General features: G+C 64.9%; 17 protein-coding genes. 8 read left to right on the top strand and 9 right to left on the bottom strand.

Going from position 1 to position 14,446, the window contains the following annotated elements; genetic code table 11:
- Position 1: 1 nt before the first annotated feature.
- The gene (locus NJQ44_RS10245; RefSeq protein ID WP_254271251.1) at positions 2–1,174 is read right to left on the bottom strand and encodes an extracellular solute-binding protein; all 1,173 of its coding nucleotides are present in this window, start codon (positions 1,172–1,174) and stop codon (positions 2–4) included.
- Between the two features lie 42 nt (positions 1,175–1,216).
- Positions 1,217–2,383, bottom strand: coding sequence for an alpha-1 4-glucan-protein synthase (locus tag NJQ44_RS10240; protein ID WP_254271250.1), 1,167 nt, complete (start codon positions 2,381–2,383; stop codon positions 1,217–1,219).
- A gap of 259 nt (positions 2,384–2,642) precedes the next feature.
- Here NJQ44_RS10240 and NJQ44_RS10235 point away from each other — a divergent pair, with 259 nt between their 5' ends.
- From NJQ44_RS10235 to NJQ44_RS10225, 3 genes are read left to right on the top strand one after another with little or no spacing between them, the layout of a single operon-like run.
- Positions 2,643–3,386 carry a beta-ketoacyl-ACP reductase gene (locus tag NJQ44_RS10235; protein ID WP_254271249.1) on the top strand — a complete coding sequence of 248 codons (744 nt, stop codon included), beginning with the start codon at positions 2,643–2,645 and terminating at the stop codon, positions 3,384–3,386.
- Between the two features lies 1 nt (position 3,387).
- Positions 3,388–4,968 (top strand): acyl-CoA carboxylase subunit beta, encoded by a 1,581-nt coding sequence (locus NJQ44_RS10230; RefSeq protein ID WP_254271248.1) that lies wholly within the window; start codon positions 3,388–3,390, stop codon positions 4,966–4,968.
- Positions 4,969–4,972: 4 nt separating this feature from the next.
- Positions 4,973–5,299, top strand: a complete 327-nt coding sequence (locus tag NJQ44_RS10225) for a DUF8022 family protein (protein WP_254271247.1) — start codon at positions 4,973–4,975, stop codon at positions 5,297–5,299.
- A 6-nt stretch (positions 5,300–5,305) separates the two neighbouring features.
- Here NJQ44_RS10225 and NJQ44_RS10220 read toward each other — a convergent pair whose 3' ends face one another.
- Positions 5,306–5,485 carry a DUF7836 family putative zinc-binding protein gene (locus NJQ44_RS10220; protein WP_254271246.1) on the bottom strand — a complete coding sequence of 60 codons (180 nt, stop codon included), beginning with the start codon at positions 5,483–5,485 and terminating at the stop codon, positions 5,306–5,308.
- Between the two features lie 141 nt (positions 5,486–5,626).
- Between NJQ44_RS10220 and NJQ44_RS10215 the strand changes: the two genes are divergently transcribed.
- Positions 5,627–6,778, top strand: coding sequence for a thiolase family protein (locus tag NJQ44_RS10215; RefSeq protein WP_254271245.1), 1,152 nt, complete (start codon positions 5,627–5,629; stop codon positions 6,776–6,778).
- The gene (locus NJQ44_RS10210; RefSeq protein ID WP_254271244.1) at positions 6,775–7,137 is read left to right on the top strand and encodes a Zn-ribbon domain-containing OB-fold protein; all 363 of its coding nucleotides are present in this window, start codon (positions 6,775–6,777) and stop codon (positions 7,135–7,137) included. The genes NJQ44_RS10215 and NJQ44_RS10210 overlap by 4 nt, the downstream gene beginning before the upstream one ends.
- On the opposite strand, the gene NJQ44_RS10205 is transcribed toward NJQ44_RS10210, so the two are convergent.
- The 3 genes from NJQ44_RS10205 to NJQ44_RS10195 all read right to left on the bottom strand — a co-directional run bounded on the left by NJQ44_RS10205 (position 7,116) and on the right by NJQ44_RS10195 (position 8,784).
- Positions 7,116–7,568: an HTH domain-containing protein gene (locus NJQ44_RS10205; RefSeq protein WP_254271243.1), complete on the bottom strand. Its 453-nt coding sequence runs from the start codon at positions 7,566–7,568 to the stop codon at positions 7,116–7,118. The genes NJQ44_RS10210 and NJQ44_RS10205 overlap by 22 nt on opposite strands.
- Before the next feature lie 72 nt (positions 7,569–7,640).
- Positions 7,641–8,120 (bottom strand): HTH domain-containing protein, encoded by a 480-nt coding sequence (locus tag NJQ44_RS10200; protein ID WP_254271242.1) that lies wholly within the window; start codon positions 8,118–8,120, stop codon positions 7,641–7,643.
- A gap of 70 nt (positions 8,121–8,190) precedes the next feature.
- The gene (locus NJQ44_RS10195; RefSeq protein WP_254271241.1) at positions 8,191–8,784 is read right to left on the bottom strand and encodes a DUF7547 family protein; all 594 of its coding nucleotides are present in this window, start codon (positions 8,782–8,784) and stop codon (positions 8,191–8,193) included.
- A 92-nt stretch (positions 8,785–8,876) separates the two neighbouring features.
- Between NJQ44_RS10195 and NJQ44_RS10190 the strand changes: the two genes are divergently transcribed.
- Complete coding sequence (locus NJQ44_RS10190; RefSeq protein ID WP_254271240.1) at positions 8,877–9,032, top strand: hypothetical protein; 156 nt, start codon at positions 8,877–8,879, stop codon at positions 9,030–9,032.
- Positions 9,033–9,049: 17 nt separating this feature from the next.
- Here the strand turns inward: NJQ44_RS10190 and dpsA are convergent, their stop codons facing one another.
- From dpsA to NJQ44_RS10175, 3 genes are all read right to left on the bottom strand, one after another.
- The gene (dpsA, locus tag NJQ44_RS10185) at positions 9,050–9,580 is read right to left on the bottom strand and encodes a DNA starvation/stationary phase protection protein DpsA (protein WP_254271239.1); all 531 of its coding nucleotides are present in this window, start codon (positions 9,578–9,580) and stop codon (positions 9,050–9,052) included.
- Positions 9,581–9,737: 157 nt separating this feature from the next.
- Entirely contained in the window at positions 9,738–10,502 is a 765-nt protein-coding gene (locus NJQ44_RS10180) for a spondin domain-containing protein (RefSeq protein WP_254271238.1), read from the bottom strand.
- 204 nt (positions 10,503–10,706) lie between these two features.
- Positions 10,707–11,102, bottom strand: a complete 396-nt coding sequence (locus NJQ44_RS10175; RefSeq protein WP_254271237.1) for a DUF8048 family protein — start codon at positions 11,100–11,102, stop codon at positions 10,707–10,709.
- Between the two features lie 163 nt (positions 11,103–11,265).
- Between NJQ44_RS10175 and acs the strand changes: the two genes are divergently transcribed.
- Together acs and NJQ44_RS10165 are read left to right on the top strand one after the other, a co-directional pair.
- Positions 11,266–13,371 (top strand): acetate--CoA ligase alpha subunit, encoded by a 2,106-nt coding sequence (gene acs / locus NJQ44_RS10170; RefSeq protein ID WP_254271236.1) that lies wholly within the window; start codon positions 11,266–11,268, stop codon positions 13,369–13,371.
- Positions 13,368–14,444: a phosphotransacetylase family protein gene (locus tag NJQ44_RS10165; RefSeq protein WP_254271235.1), complete on the top strand. Its 1,077-nt coding sequence runs from the start codon at positions 13,368–13,370 to the stop codon at positions 14,442–14,444. Before acs ends, NJQ44_RS10165 begins: the two co-directional genes overlap by 4 nt.
- Positions 14,445–14,446: the final 2 nt, after the last annotated feature.

Raw genomic sequence — 14,446 nt, 5'->3', positions numbered from 1 at the left:
CTCAGAGAACGCCCGCCTCCCGCAGTAAGTCGACTGTTCCGTCCACGTCGGCCAGTTCGGTCAGGTCGATGTCCGGCGGATTCAACTCGTCGATGCGCGGCAGGCCGCCGACCGGCGCGACGCCCGGAATCATGGGGTACGCGAACGTCCGCGTCGCGAAGAACTCCTGTGCCTCCGCCGAGAGGACGTGTCGGACGAAGTTCGCGGCGAGGTCGGCGTTGTCCGTGCCGTCGACGATTTCCACGCCGGAGACGTTGACGAGGGCACCGGCGTCGCCCTCGGTGAAGGCGAGTTCGAGCGGTGCGGACTCGCGGGCCGACCGCACCCGGAGCGAGTAGTAGTGGTTCGCGAACCCGGCGGCGAGTTCGCCGTCGGCGACGGAGTTCGAGACGCGGAACTCGTTGTCGTACTCGGTGACGCCGTGGTCCAGCATCGCCTCCAGCCACGCACGGGTCTCATCGTCGCCGCGGATGAGTCGCATCGCGGTGATGAACGACTGGAACGCGCCGTAGGTCGGTGCCCATCCCATCGCGCCCTGGAGCGCGCCGGTCTCGGGGAACTCCTGTACCGTCGAGGGCATGTCGGACGCCGAGAGTCGGTCGGTGTTGTACGGCACGGCGCGAGCGCGACCGGCGATGCCGACCCAGCGGCCCTGCCCGTCTTGGAAGGAATCGCGGACCGACGAGAGGGCTTCGTCCGGGAGCGGTGCGGTCGCCCCGGCGTTGGCGACGGCCCCGAGGGACCCGGCGTCGACGGCCATGAACACGTCGGCCTGCGTCGCGTCGGCCTCGGACTCTTGGATGATGGCGTTCGCGAGGTCGCTGGAGGGTTCGAGGCGGTGGTTGGCGGTGAAGTTGTCGTACTTCTGCTCGAAGAGGTCGATGAGGTCGAGATAGAGGCCGCCCTCGCCGCCGCCGAGGTAGAGGGTGAGTTCGCCGTCGAGGTCGGGCAAGTCCTCGATAGAAGTGCCGCCGGGGGACTCGCGTTGGCTGACGAGCGGGCCGGAACCGCGGAAATCTGCGAGAGAGATACTGCCGGAGACGCTGTCATCGTCGCCGTTACCGAGGATGCTCGAACACCCGGCCAGCGCGGTAACCATCGCCGCGCCGCCAGCGGTGACGAACCGTCGCCGCGACGGCGTCGAACTGCGTGAGTCGTCGGAGGTGTCGGTCATTGTTGTAGTATATGTTTTAGGTTTACCTAAATGGTTTGCGTTTTAGTCCTCCGCTGCCGCAACCGCTGGCTCTGCTGTCGCCGTCTCGATGGCGTCGAGACAGTCAAGCCAGTCGAGCATGAACTCGCCGCAGTAGTTGAGGAACGCGCCGTTCTCCCAGTCGTCGTAGTCGCCCTCGGCGAGTCGTCGGCCCATCGCCTCGAACGCCTCGGCGTAGGAGTCGGCGTCGTCGCCGACGGCGTCTATCTCTTCCCAGACGTGTTCGTTGAGTTCGAGGCCGTGCACCTCGTTGGTGAGGTCCGAGAACGTAGAGCGCGGCGCCTTGTTGTGTTCGCACAGCGGGCCGCCGTTGTAGATGTTCTTCCCGAGAACGTCACACGCGCGCTTGAGGAACAGGCCCGACCAGATGTCGTCGAACCGGCCCACGTCCCACTCGTTGTCGTCCATCGGGAGTTGGTAGAACGCCGGGACGACTTCCCGGCGGAAGGCCAGATTCATCGAGCAGACGGTGAGGTAGTTCCCCTCCGCGGCGACGAAGTCCCCCTCGAAGTCCTCGGCCCCGGTTCGGGTCTGGGCCTGTCCCTGCAGGTCGCCGTCCATCAGGATTCGGACGGCGTCGAGGTCGGGGACGTTCGTCCAGAGGCCCTGCGAGGCGACCACGTCGTCGACGGTGGCCGTCCCCGTCTCGACTTCTTCGTCCATCGCCGCGTAGGGGTAGCCGCGGGGGTAGAGGCCGTGTTCGTCCTCGTTCTGATAGAGCACGTTGACCCACCGCTCGTCGGACCCGACTGCCTCGATTTCGCCTTCGAAGGCGAGATTGTCCATGTGCGTGCCGAAGAAATCTTCGTCCTGATGGGGGAGCGTGTCGTCGTCGATGAAGACGCCGTAGTCGAACCGGTCGTTGGCCCACAGGTAGAGCAGGCCGAACGAGGTCTGTGCGTGGGACGCCGCGGGAATCAGGTGGTCGTACTCGGAGAGGCCGTGCTCTTCGAACCACGCCTCGCGGGCGGTCCCGTCGAAGACAGCGCCGTCGACGCCCTCCTCGTCGAGCATCCGTTCCATCGCGTCGGTGTCACAGAAGTCCTCGGTGACGAGGACGACGAACGTTCTGTCCAGGTCGAACCCGTGGCGGCGGGCGTTCTCGAAGTAGTCCCGCATACACTCGTGGTTGCGAATCGTCGGAACGACGACACACACGTCTTGGCTCATGCTATCCGTGAATGTTTAGGCCACCCTAAATAGACTATCGTTTTAGGCTCGCCGAACAACGCGCCGAGCCAGAGATATCTGCCACTATCTGTTTCCCACGTGAACCTGTATTCTGGACTTCAGGATGTGGGTCCGTCCCAAGGTCATAATATACACGGTCCGCCGATTAACGAAGTATAAGGCGAACTATTATTTGGCTGTGCTTTGCCCTCCTAGTAGAGATGTGTGCACGAACTGACGGGGGTCGATTGGGAACAGTATGAACCTCGATAACCAAACCTGCGTGGTCACGGGCTCGTCGCGCGGTATCGGTCGCGGCATCGCGAAAGATCTCGGACGACACGGGGCCAACGTCGTCGTCAACTACCGCTCCTCCGAGGAGGAGGCGCGTAACGTCGTCGAGAGCATCCGAGACGAGGGCGGCGACGCTATCGCGTCGCAAGCCGACGTCGCCAAACCCGACGAGGTGCAGGCGATGCGCGAGGAGGTGGCCGACGAGTTCGGTCCGGCCGACGTACTCGTGAACAACGCGGGTATCACCATCGACAAGAAGTTCGAGTACATGACCCGCGAGGACTGGGACACCGTCATCAACGTCAACCTCGGCGGCGTGTTCAACTGTACCGACGCCTTCTACGACGACATCATGCACGCCGAACACGGCCGACTCATCAACATCTCCAGCGTCGTCGGCCAACAGGGCAACATCGGACAGGCCAACTACGCCACGACGAAGTCCGGCCTGTTCGGTTTCACGCGCACGCTCGCGCTCGAACTCGCACACACCGGGTCGACCGCGAACTGCGTCGCTCCGGGATTCGTCAAGACGGACATGCTGGACGAGGTGCCCGAGCGCGTCCAGGAGAAAATCCTCCGGAACATCCCGCTCGACCGATTCGCCGAGGTGGAGGACATCTCCTGTATCGTCCGCTTCGTCGCCAGCGAGGAGTCGAGTTACATGACCGGTCAGGTCCTGGGCGTCAACGGGGGCATGGAGTGGTAACATGAGCCAACAGGAAGAACCCGAAGACGAGAGCGACGTATCGGACCCGATAGAGGAACTTCGAGAGAAGCGCAAACAGGCCGAACTCGGCGGCGGCGAGGCGCGCATCGAGTCCCAACACGAGAAGGGCAAGATGACCGCCCGCGAGCGCATCGACTTCCTCGTCGACGAGGGGACGTTCTACGAGGTGGACCCCTTCGTCGAACACCGCTCGACCAACTTCGGCATGGAGGAGAAGCGCTACGCCGGTGACGCCGTCGTCACGGGCTACGGGGAAGTCGACGGGCGCAAGGTGTTCCTCTTCGCCCACGATTTCACCGTCCTCGGCGGGTCCGTCGGCGAAGTCGTCGCCGACAAAATCTGTAAGGTGATGGACAAGGCCATCGAGAACGGCGTGCCGGTCATCGGCCTGAACGACTCCGGGGGCGCACGCATCCAGGAGGGCGTCGACTCGCTCGTCGGCTTCGCGAAGATTTTCGAACGGAACACGAAGGCCAGCGGCCTCATCCCGCAGATTTCGGCCATCATGGGTCCGTGTGCGGGCGGTGCGACGTACTCCCCTGCACTGACGGACTTCACGTTCATGGTGCAGGACACCAGCCACATGTTCATCACCGGGCCGGACGTCATCGAGACGGTCACCGGCGAACAGGTGTCCAAAGAGGAACTCGGCGGGGCCAGTTCCCACTCGACGAAGTCCGGGGTGGCGCACTTCTCGTACCCCTCCGAGGAGGAGGCCTTGGAGAACATCCGCCGCCTGCTCTCCTACCTCCCGCAGAACAACATGGAGGACCCGCCGCGGGTCAAGCCGTGGGACGAACCCGACCGCGAAGTCCCGGAGTTGACCGACATCGTTCCCTCCGCACCGCGCAAGCCCTACGACATGACGCAGGTCCTCGACAGCATCGTCGACGAGGGGTCGCTGTTCGAGGTCCACGGGAACTGGGCTCGCAACCTCATCACCGGCTTCGCCCGGATGGACGGCCAGTCTGTCGGTATCGTCGCGAATCAACCGCGCGTGAGTGCGGGGACGCTGGACATCGACGCCGCCGAGAAGGGCGCGCGGTTCATCCGCTTCTGTGACTCGTTCAACATCCCCATCCTCTCGTTCGTCGACGTGCCCGGGTTCATGCCCGGCACGGACCAAGAGCACAACGGCATCATCCGCCGCGGCGCGAAACTCATCTACGCCTACGCCGAGGCGACGGTCCCGCTCCTCTCCGTCGTCGTCAGGAAAGCCTACGGCGGCGCGTACATCGTCATGTCCTCGAAGTTCCTCGGGAGCGACGTGAACTACGCGTGGCCCGGGTCGGAGATGGCCGTCCTCGGCCCGCGCGGCGCGGTCAACATCCTCTACCGAAAGGAAATCGCGAACGCCGACGACCCCGACGCGAGGCGGCAGGAACTGATGGACGACTTCCGCGAGGAGTTCGCCCATCCCTACGGCCCGGCCAAACGGGGCTACCTGGACGACGTTATCGAACCGAAGGACACGCGCAAGCGCCTCATCGACGACTTGGACCTGCTTCAGCGCAAGCGCGAGGAGAGTCCACCGAAAGACCACGGCAACATCCCGCTCTAAGGCGATGTCTTCGCTCGAAACCGCGGACGACCGACCGGCCGAATCGTCGGACGACGACCTGCCCGTGCTCTCGCTGGCGGACCGGTCCGTCGAGGTGGCGATTCCGGACGACGCGTCGGCGGCAGAGGCCGCCGCCATCTCGGCCGCTATCGGTGCACACATCGCGGACCGACAGCGGGCGGCCGCGGCCGCCGCGTCGGCGACCGAGTCCGTCGAATACACAGACGAGTGGACGCTGGCCGCACGGCTGAACCGGTTCGGGAAACGCCGTCGCCCCCACAACGTCGAACGGGGCGAGGAGTGGAAGGCGGCGGCGCGAGCGCGCTACTGAACGCGCTCAGTGGAACTGGCGGAGGACTTCTAAATCACGCGCTGTCTTCATGAATTCCGACAGCGGCCGTCGAGTGCCGCACGCGTCACACTCGAACTCCGAGCGCGGGTCGGACAGGTCGTCGACGTTCGCTTCCCAGTTCTCCTCGCAGGCCGGACACTGGAGTTGGACCCAAGCCTCCTGCATGGTCGAGGGTGGCGACGGCTGACAGATATACTTTGTGTGGGTTGTCACCGACTGACGATAGGCCGCGTCCACGAACGCGACGACGGGTCGACATGTGACCGGACCGTAACGAATACACTACCTCCCTGAGTGGGCACCCGTATGGCAGTCGCAGTAATCGGCGCGTCGATGACGAAGTTCGGGCAGCGCGACGCCTGGATTCAGGAACTCCTCTCGCAGGCGGGCGAGGAGTGTCTTGAAGACGCGGGCGTCTCGCCGAAAGAAGTAGAGCACCTGTACGTCTCGAACATGGCGAGCGGTGAGTTCGAGGGACAGACCGGCGTGATGAACGCGCTGGCGCACGACATCGGGGTGCTGCCAGCCTACAGCGAACGGGTCGACCAGACCTCCTCGTCGGGCGGCGCGGGTATCTACGAGGCGTGGCAGTCCGTCGCCTCCGGGGCCAGCGACATGACCCTGCTCGTCGGCGGCGAGAAGATGACCCACAAGACGACGGGACAGGCGACGGACATCATCGCGTCCATCACCCACCCCGTCGAGTACAAGCACGGCGTCACCCTGCCGTCGTTCGCCGGGATGACCGCGCGACACTACCTCGAACGGTTCGACGCCCCGCGCGAATCGCTCGCGCGCGTGGCGGTCAAGAACCACAAGAACGGCGTCGACAACCCAAAGGCGCAGTTCCAGAAGGAGATTACGATGGAGAAGGCGCTGGAGTCGCCCATCATCGCCGACCCGCTTCGACTGTACGACTTCTGTCCCATCACCGACGGGAGCGCGGCGATGATGTTCACCACGGAGGAGCGCGCGAAAGAGATTACCGACGAGTACGCCGTCGTCTCCGGCGTCGGCGGGGCTACGGACACCCACGTCGTCCACGAACGCGACGACCCGACAATCATGGGCGGGGTCGTCGAGTCGAGCAAACAGGCCTACGAGATGTCGGGTCTCGGGCCCGACGACCTGGACGTGGCGGAACTCCACGACATGTTCACCATCCTCGAGTTCCTCCAGTTGGAGGGTATCGGGGTCGCAGAACAGGGCACCGCGTGGGAGATGGCGATGGACGGGACGACGGCGAAAGACGGCGACCTGCCCATCAACACCTCCGGCGGACTGAAGTCGAAGGGCCACCCGCTCGGGGCCAGCGGCGTCGCACAGGGCGTCGAGATTTACGAGCAACTCGTCGGCGAGGCCGGACCTCGACAGGTCGAGGCCGACACCGCACTGGCGTGTAACGTCGGCGGGTTCGGGAACTGTGTCATCACCACCATCATGGAGGCTGCAGAATGACGCTCGAAGCAGGCAAGTGTCCGAACGGTCACGTCTCGTATCCCACGCATCCGCGCTGTCCGGACTGTGGCGAACCGCAAGAAGAAACGCTGAACCTCGCCGAGAAGACGGGCGAAGTCGTCACGTGGACCACGTCGACGGCGACGCCGCCGGGCGTCCGGCAACCGAACACGATGGCTATCGTCGAGTTCGACGTGGACGGCCAAGCGGTCCGCGCACTCGGGCAAGTGACGACGGACGACGTAGAGACCGGCGACGAAGTCGAACCGGTCTACGTCGAAGAACTTCGGGACCCCGAGGCCGGTATCCGCGTCCCCGAGAGCATGTCGTGGGACGGCTACCGGTGGGAACCCGTCTGAGCGAGCGATTCACCGGACCGTAACGCCGATTCGATTCTGTCCAGGCCGTCCGTGACGGTGCAGTGACCGCACGGTCCGGCGTGCGGGTAGACGCCCACGAGGTCATCGTCCTCGTAGTAGGCGAGACAGACCACCGGGAGCGTCACCACCGAGTCGTCGCCGAGGAAGGCGCTGTGTCGCTCGTGCCGGTCGAACGTCGGCGCGAGCGTGCAGTCGTGTTCGGCGGCCCACGCTTCCATCGCCGCGATTTCCGCGGCCTCGGCGGTGTCAGACCCTGTCGAGAGTCGGTGCCAGTATGTGACCGAGATATCGTCTACGAACTCCTGCTGGTGCAACGTTTCTGCGCGGGAGAGGACAGATGCCTGTCGCCGCTCAGTATCTCCGGGGACCGGCGACCGGAGATACACTGCCAACCGTCTCGATTGTGTCATGGTAACATACACCGAATGAGTGTCCTACGCTCGCGGCGGAGATAGCCGTATCGGTGTCTGTGATAGCCATGGTCAGTCGGCAGTGGTCGGCGTCGCGGTTCCCGCGTCCATCGCCGTCTCTGTGGCCAGTTCCGCGAGGCACGCACCGAGGGAGGTGGGTGTTCCGTCCTCGGCGAACGGCGCGACGCGGGCGAGTTCGCCGTCTTCGTAGACGGCCAGGCACAGAACCGGTAGGACCAGTTCCTTTCGTCGCTCGCCCGTCTCGTCGCTGTAACACCACCGCGTGTCGAAGAAGGGTGCGAGACAGGCCCCGCGCTCGTTCGCCCACTCCGCGAACTCGTTGAATCGCTCTCGCTCGGGCCGATGGCCGTCGCCGGAGATGGGGATGCGTTTCTCCCACTCGGTGCGCTCGTAGTCGTCGAGAACCCCGCGGCGAGCGAGTTTCTCCAGCCCAACCTCGACGGCGTCGAGGCGCTTCTCGGACGCCTGTGGCAGGTCGCTTCTGACGAACAGTTCAGCGCGGCGCGTCGTAGGACACTCTGTTGTCGCCATCTGTATCGGTGAATAAAGTTCTATGATAATAAAGCATTATGATTATTATCTTATAGCTTACCGGAAGCCATTACTCGCTTTCGTCGTCAGGCCCGCCGTCCGGGTCGTCGGTGCCCTCTTGGCCGGTATCTGCGCCGAGGTCGTCCTTGATGGATTCGAGTTCGGCGTCAACGTCGACCGGGACGGTAGTGGACTCCTCATCGGGCTGGCCGTCTTCCCTGGTCGATTCCTCCAATTTGGCTTCGAGATCGGCTCGGAGCGTGCGCGCCTCGTCGAGTAATTCGGCCGCTTCTCGGTCGGACGGGCGCCCCTCCACGGCAGTCTGTAACTCTGTTAGCGCGTCGTCGAGGCGAGTGAGCGTCGCCTTGCTGAGTGCCGTCGCGCGCCGACGCATCTCGTCGGACCCCGACCCCGTAGAGGTGGGGCGGCCCTCGGCCATCCGGAGGGCGCGCCGGAGCAGTTTCAGCGCCTCGACGTTCGTCTGGAGGACGAGTATCGCCGCGGGAATCGTCACGTCGCTGGTAAAGCGAAGCAACTCGTCGAGCGTCGGCGGGCGCGGCCGCCCGTCGTCGGTGCGGGGTTCCACCTCCGTCTCCAGTTCCTGGAGCGTCCGCACGAGGTCGGTCAGGAGGGCGGGAATGTCGTCCCCCGTACTGGTCGTCATAGACGTATCTTACGCCGTCGGGTACAAAAGTTCGCCGCGGGGACTAGGTCAACCAAAACCCTTTTGTTTTTAGGCGGACCTAAGTATCGCCAATGGAACCACGGACGGACGACATCACGGACGACGCGCCGGACGAGCGCCCGACTGTGACCGCCCACGAGAGCGTCGCTGACCGAACCGTCTTCACAGAAAACGGGAACCGCGAGGGGTGGATTTCCACCGACCTGACCGTCGACTTACGTCCGTAAGCGCCGACTCGGTCGCCTTACTGGACCAGCGTGTCGTCTTCGAGGTAGTGCTCTATGTGGTGTGCGTCTTCTTCCGTCTCCACGAGGATTTCGCGGAGTATCTGGGCCGTCGCGTGGTCACCGAGGTTCTCCGCGAGTTCGACGTGGTCGCGTAGCGATTCGATGATGTCACCGTACATGTCGAGGTCGTTCGCGAGCGACGTGCGGATGTCGTAGACGTCCTGACCCTCGTACTCGACCGTTGCGTGTTCCTCCTGTGCCGCACCGCCGGATATCGGGGTCCCGCCGAGCGCCTGCGCCCGTTCGGCCAGTTCGTCGGCGGCCTCCTCGGCGTGTCCGGCGGCGTCACCGAGGAACAGGTGGAGGTCGCGGAATTCCGCCCCCTCGACGTTCCAGTGGTGTTTCTTCAACTGGTGGTACAGCGTGTACGTGTCGGCGAGGTCCTGATTCAGCGCGTCGATAATCTGTTCGGACTTTTCCTTCCCGAGGCGGAGGGAGTTCTCTTCGACTTCACCGAACTGCTTGCGGACGTGTTCCTGTGTCGCCATAACAACTACAGATACTCCCGTGAACCACTTAATACTTCCTCATAGGGAAAATTGAGTTTTCAAATACGAAAATGTCCTTTCTAAATACGGGTGTTTTGCGCCCACTCTCCAAACAGTTCGCACCGCTGACAGCGCCGCCGCCCGCTCGAATCTCCGGCTACCCGCGGACGCGTTCGACCTGTAGGTATCCCGCTGGCTCTCGCCAATCGTACACCGAAGGCGGTAGGTTCCCGACGCCCTGGATGCCCGGATGCGGCGTGATGACGCCGTCTTCGGCAATATCCGGGTCGCTCTCAGCCGTTCCCTCGGGTTCGCCGCCGATGACGAGCGTTTTCGCGGGCGGGACCAAATCCTCGAACAGTTCGGTGTTCTCCTCGGTTCCCACGTCGTACCCGTTGGCGTAGTAGGTCCGCGACTCGTTGACGTTCGTCGGGAGCGGAACGGTGTCCAGTCCGACGATGCCGTCGTTTGTCGCGACGAGCATGCTGACGAACGTGAGGTAACCCGCGCTGGCGTCCGCCGAGAGTTCCAGTTCGGCCACGTACGGCAGGCCGGTGTCGCCGGGGTCGGACTCTGGGACGAGCGGCGAGTCGCCGACGGCGGCCCCGCGAATCGCGTTCGTGTCTTCGATGAGCGAGGACAGCGGGCCGAGGTTGCCGTTCTCGGCGAGTTGTTGCGTCGCCTCGTTGGCTTCGGAGCCGACGGCGAACACCTCGACGCTGGGGCGGTGTGCGGCGACGGCCGGGGGCGTGAACGGTTGGCCCCGCGTGAGATTGGCGACGGTGACGCGGTACGTCCGGCTACTCTGTTGGCCGTCGCTCTGTCCCAGTACCGTCGCGCTCCCGAAGGCGAGACTCCCCAGCGCTGCCCCGCCGAGAGCGAGCGCCTGCCGTCGAGAGAGGGTCGGTCGGTCGTCGGTCATTGAACCGCACGGCGGTCAGTTGTAGAACCCATCGTGTTATCACCGACTCAGCGGACGGAACGGGCAGTCTTTGTAACTCGCGGCGTATCGGGCGGCCCCAGGCTGCGTTCGATTGCTAACGCCGCCTTGCCGGTCGCTAGCCTGCTGTTGCCGGGCGTCTCGTCGACTGAGTCCGGGGCGCTCCCGAACGACGATAATCCGGACTTAGTCTCGCTGCGTTGGCTCCCGGCCGACTACAAGGGGAACGTACCCCTCGGCCAGCGCCGTCAGGTCCACGTCCTCGGTGCGGATGGTCTGCTCCTGATGGACGGCCGAGAGGGCGGCCAGCACGTAGTCGTCGAGGCCGAGGTACGACCCGTAGTCTTCCCAAACGGTCGGCGGCAGGCCGACGATGAACGTCTCGGCGCTCCTGAACAGCACCGGGTCGTCGTACTGCTTTCGCCACTCGTACACTAAGTCCTCGACGCCGGGGTTCTCGCGCATCGTCCGCTGGTGGTCGGCGACCGCCTCGCGCAGTCGCTCGTACTCGACGTTGTTCGCGTCGGCGACGGCACGTACCACTTCCTCGTCGAACGGGGCTAGCAACTGAGACTCGGTCATCGGCTTCGGCTACGGGACACACGACAAAAACCGCGGCGAACGAGCGTCACTCGCCGGTCCTACAGTACGACCCTGGATATGCGTGATAGACCGTGTGTATTCCCGGTCTGTGGGAGATGTCGGCAGGTATTATCCGCTACGACACGAAGGACGAGGTAGAGGTATGGGACGACTATCGACGCTATTCGCGCCGGAACGCGTCGCCGTCATCGGGGCCACCGACTCGGAGGGGTCGGTCGGTCGCGCCATCACGGCGAATCTACTGGAATCGTTCGACGGCGAGGTCGTAGCGGTGAATCCCTACAAGGACGAGGTGATGGGTCTCACCTGCTACGACGGCATCGGCGATGTCGACGCCTCCCAGCGTATCGACGTGGCCGTCGTCGTCGTGCCACCGGACGTGGCCGTCCAAGCTATCAGAGATGCCGGGGCGAACGGCATCGCCAACGTCGTCGTCATCACTGCCGGATTCGGCGAGACGGGGAGCGAGGGCGCGGCCCGCGAACGGGACCTGCGGGCCGCGGCCGAGGAGTACGACATGAACCTCGTCGGCCCGAACAGCCTCGGCGTCATGTCGACGCCGAAAGGCCTGAACGCCACCTTCGGCAACGAGATGGCGACCGAAGGGGACATCTCCTTCATGAGTCAGTCGGGGGCGTTCGTCACGGCCGTTCTCGACTGGGCCGCGGAACGCGACGTGGGCTTCAAGGACATCGTCTCGCTCGGCAACAAGGCTATCCTCGACGAGGGCGACTTCGTCGCCGAGTGGGGCGAGGACCCCGAGACGGAGGTCATCCTCGGCTACCTCGAAGACATCGCGGACGGGAGCCGATTCATCCAGACGGCCCGCGAGGTCACGCAGGATACCCCTATCGTCCTCGTGAAATCCGGCCGAACGGACGCCGGGGCCTCGGCCGCCGCCTCCCACACCGGAGCGATGGCGGGGTCCGAGCGGGCCTACGAGGCCGGTCTGGAACAGGCCGGGACGCTCCGCGTGGAGTCGGTCCAAGAGCTGTTCGACTTCGCGCAGATTCTCTCGGGCCAGCCCTTACCCGACGGCGACGAAATCGCCATCGTCACGAACGCCGGTGGCCCGGGCGTGATGACCACCGACGCTGTCGGGGACTCGGACCTCTCCCTCGCGGAGTTCGAGGAGTCGACGCTGGACCGTCTCGGCGAGATGATGCCCGACGAGGCCAACATCTACAATCCCGTCGACATCATCGGGGACGCCCCCGCACAGCGGTTCGAAATCGCCCTCGAAACGGTGCTCGACGACGACAACGTCTCGATGGCCGTCGTCGTCGCCTGCCCGACGGCCGTCCTCTCCTTCGAGGAACTGGCCGACGTGGTCGTCGAGAAACAGCGGGAGAGCGAGATACCCGTCGCGACGACGCTGATGGGCGGGAAGTCCGTCGGCGCGGGACAGGACGTGCTCAGCGAGGCGGGCATCCCGAACTACTTCGACCCGGCGCGGGCCGTCGACAGCCTCGACGCGCTCTGGGACTACAGCGAGATTCAGGCCCGCGAGTACGAACCCCCGACCACGTTCGACGTGGACGAGGAACGCGCCCGCGAGATTCTCGAATCCGCCGCGCGCCGCGATACGAACCGCCTCGGCGTGGAGGCGATGGAACTGCTCGACGCCTACGGTATCCCGACGCCGCAGGGCGGCGTCGTCGACTCGCCGAGCGAGGCCGAAGCGCTCGCCGAGGAAATCGGCGACGACGTGGTGATGAAAATCGTCAGCCCGGACATTCTCCACAAGTCCGACATCGGCGGCGTCGAAGTCGGCGTCTCGCCGGCGGAAGTCCGAGACACCTACGAGGACTTGGTCGTTCGCGCGCGCAACTACCAGCGAGACGCCACCGTCCTCGGCGTCCAAGTGCAGGAGATGGTCGACCTCGACTCGGGCACCGAGACCATCCTCGGGATGAACCGGGACCCGCAGTTCGGCCCGCTCCTGCTCTTTGGCCTCGGTGGTATTTTCGTGGAGGTCCTCGAAGATAACACTGTCAGAGTCGCTCCCGTGAGCGAACCCGAGGCCAGAGGAATGCTGGACGACATCGACTCCGCGCCGCTCCTACGCGGCGCACGCGGCCGCGACCCGGTCGACGAGGACGCCCTCGTCGACGCCGTTCAGCGACTGTCACAACTCGTCACGGACTTCCCGGCCATCGTCGAACTGGACATCAACCCGCTCGTCGCCACGCCCGACGGCGTGCAGGCGGTCGACCTGCGACTCACCCTCGACCAGGAGGAACTATGACCGACTCAAACACGCTACTCGTCACCTCGACTCAGGAAGGTATCGGCAAGACGGCAATCACCCTCGCGCTGGCGAAGTCGGCCCAAGACGCCGGTCACGAGGTCGGCTACATGAAGCCGAAGGGGACCCGCCTCCAGAGCGCGGTCGGCAAGACCCGCGACGAGGACCCTATGCTGGCTCGTGAACTGCTCGGATTGGACGCCGAAGTCCACGAGATGGAACCCATCGTCTACTCGCCGACGTTCGTCCAAGAGGCCATCCGCGGCCGCGAGGACCCCGACGAACTCCGCGGGCGCGTCGTCGACAACTTCCAGGCCCTCTCGGAGGGCAAAGACCTGATGGTCGTCGAGGGGAGCGACAGGCTGGAGACCGGTGGTATCGTCGACCTCACGGACGCCGACATCGCCGACGCGCTGGACGCGCGCGTCCTCCTCGTCTGCGGGTACGCGACGGCGGGGGACGCCGACGAAGTCCTCGCCGCGGCCCGGTCGCTCGGGGACCGTCTCGCTGGGGTGCTGTTCAACGGCGTCACCGACGCCGCGATGGAGGAACTGACCGACGATGTGCTCCCCTTCCTCGAAGGACGCGGCGTGCCGGTGTTCGGGGCGCTTCCGCGCGTCCAATCCCTCGCGGGCATCACTGTCGCGGACCTCGCGCGGAGCCTCGGCGCGGACGTGCTGACCGCGGACGCGTCGACGGACGTGCACGTCGAACGGTTCACCGTCGGGGCGATGGGCGGCAACAGCGCGCTGGACCAGTTCCGCCGCACCCGTGACGCCGTGATGATTAGCGGCGGTGACCGCTCGGAGGTCCAGACCGCCGCGCTCGAAGCGAGCGGTATCAAGGTGCTCCTGCTGACCGGCGGCTACCGCCCGGCGAGCGCCGTCCTCGGCCGTGCGGAAGATGAGAACGTCCCCATCCTCTTGGTCCAATCGGACACGCGGACGACCATCGACAGGGTGGAAGACGTGCTTCGCTCGGGGCGCACGCGGGATGCCGGGACCGTCGAGCGGATGCAGGACTTGCTCGACGACGGCGTTGACCTCGACTCCCTGCTCGGGTTGGACGACTGACG

The sequence above is a fragment of the Haloarcula marina genome (assembly GCF_024218775.1).
Taxonomy (GTDB): Archaea; Halobacteriota; Halobacteria; order Halobacteriales; family Haloarculaceae; genus Haloarcula; species Haloarcula marina.
Note: the sequence above shows the minus strand (reverse complement) of the source record. Positions and strands in the feature narration are given on the sequence as shown.

Coding starts and splice junctions, on each gene's coding strand:
- acs (WP_254271236.1), top strand. CDS start 11,266: ATGGGACGACTATCGACGCTATTCGCGCCGGAACGCGTCGCCGTCATC.
- NJQ44_RS10235 (WP_254271249.1), top strand. CDS start 2,643: ATGAACCTCGATAACCAAACCTGCGTGGTCACGGGCTCGTCGCGCGGT.
- NJQ44_RS10165 (WP_254271235.1), top strand. CDS start 13,368: ATGACCGACTCAAACACGCTACTCGTCACCTCGACTCAGGAAGGTATC.
- NJQ44_RS10190 (WP_254271240.1), top strand. CDS start 8,877: ATGGAACCACGGACGGACGACATCACGGACGACGCGCCGGACGAGCGC.
- NJQ44_RS10200 (WP_254271242.1), bottom strand. CDS start 8,120: ATGGCGACAACAGAGTGTCCTACGACGCGCCGCGCTGAACTGTTCGTC.
- NJQ44_RS10230 (WP_254271248.1), top strand. CDS start 3,388: ATGAGCCAACAGGAAGAACCCGAAGACGAGAGCGACGTATCGGACCCG.
- NJQ44_RS10210 (WP_254271244.1), top strand. CDS start 6,775: ATGACGCTCGAAGCAGGCAAGTGTCCGAACGGTCACGTCTCGTATCCC.
- NJQ44_RS10180 (WP_254271238.1), bottom strand. CDS start 10,502: ATGACCGACGACCGACCGACCCTCTCTCGACGGCAGGCGCTCGCTCTC.
- NJQ44_RS10220 (WP_254271246.1), bottom strand. CDS start 5,485: ATGCAGGAGGCTTGGGTCCAACTCCAGTGTCCGGCCTGCGAGGAGAAC.
- dpsA (WP_254271239.1), bottom strand. CDS start 9,580: ATGGCGACACAGGAACACGTCCGCAAGCAGTTCGGTGAAGTCGAAGAG.
- NJQ44_RS10215 (WP_254271245.1), top strand. CDS start 5,627: ATGGCAGTCGCAGTAATCGGCGCGTCGATGACGAAGTTCGGGCAGCGC.
- NJQ44_RS10225 (WP_254271247.1), top strand. CDS start 4,973: ATGTCTTCGCTCGAAACCGCGGACGACCGACCGGCCGAATCGTCGGAC.
- NJQ44_RS10195 (WP_254271241.1), bottom strand. CDS start 8,784: ATGACGACCAGTACGGGGGACGACATTCCCGCCCTCCTGACCGACCTC.
- NJQ44_RS10205 (WP_254271243.1), bottom strand. CDS start 7,568: ATGACACAATCGAGACGGTTGGCAGTGTATCTCCGGTCGCCGGTCCCC.
- NJQ44_RS10175 (WP_254271237.1), bottom strand. CDS start 11,102: ATGACCGAGTCTCAGTTGCTAGCCCCGTTCGACGAGGAAGTGGTACGT.
- NJQ44_RS10240 (WP_254271250.1), bottom strand. CDS start 2,383: ATGAGCCAAGACGTGTGTGTCGTCGTTCCGACGATTCGCAACCACGAG.
- NJQ44_RS10245 (WP_254271251.1), bottom strand. CDS start 1,174: ATGACCGACACCTCCGACGACTCACGCAGTTCGACGCCGTCGCGGCGA.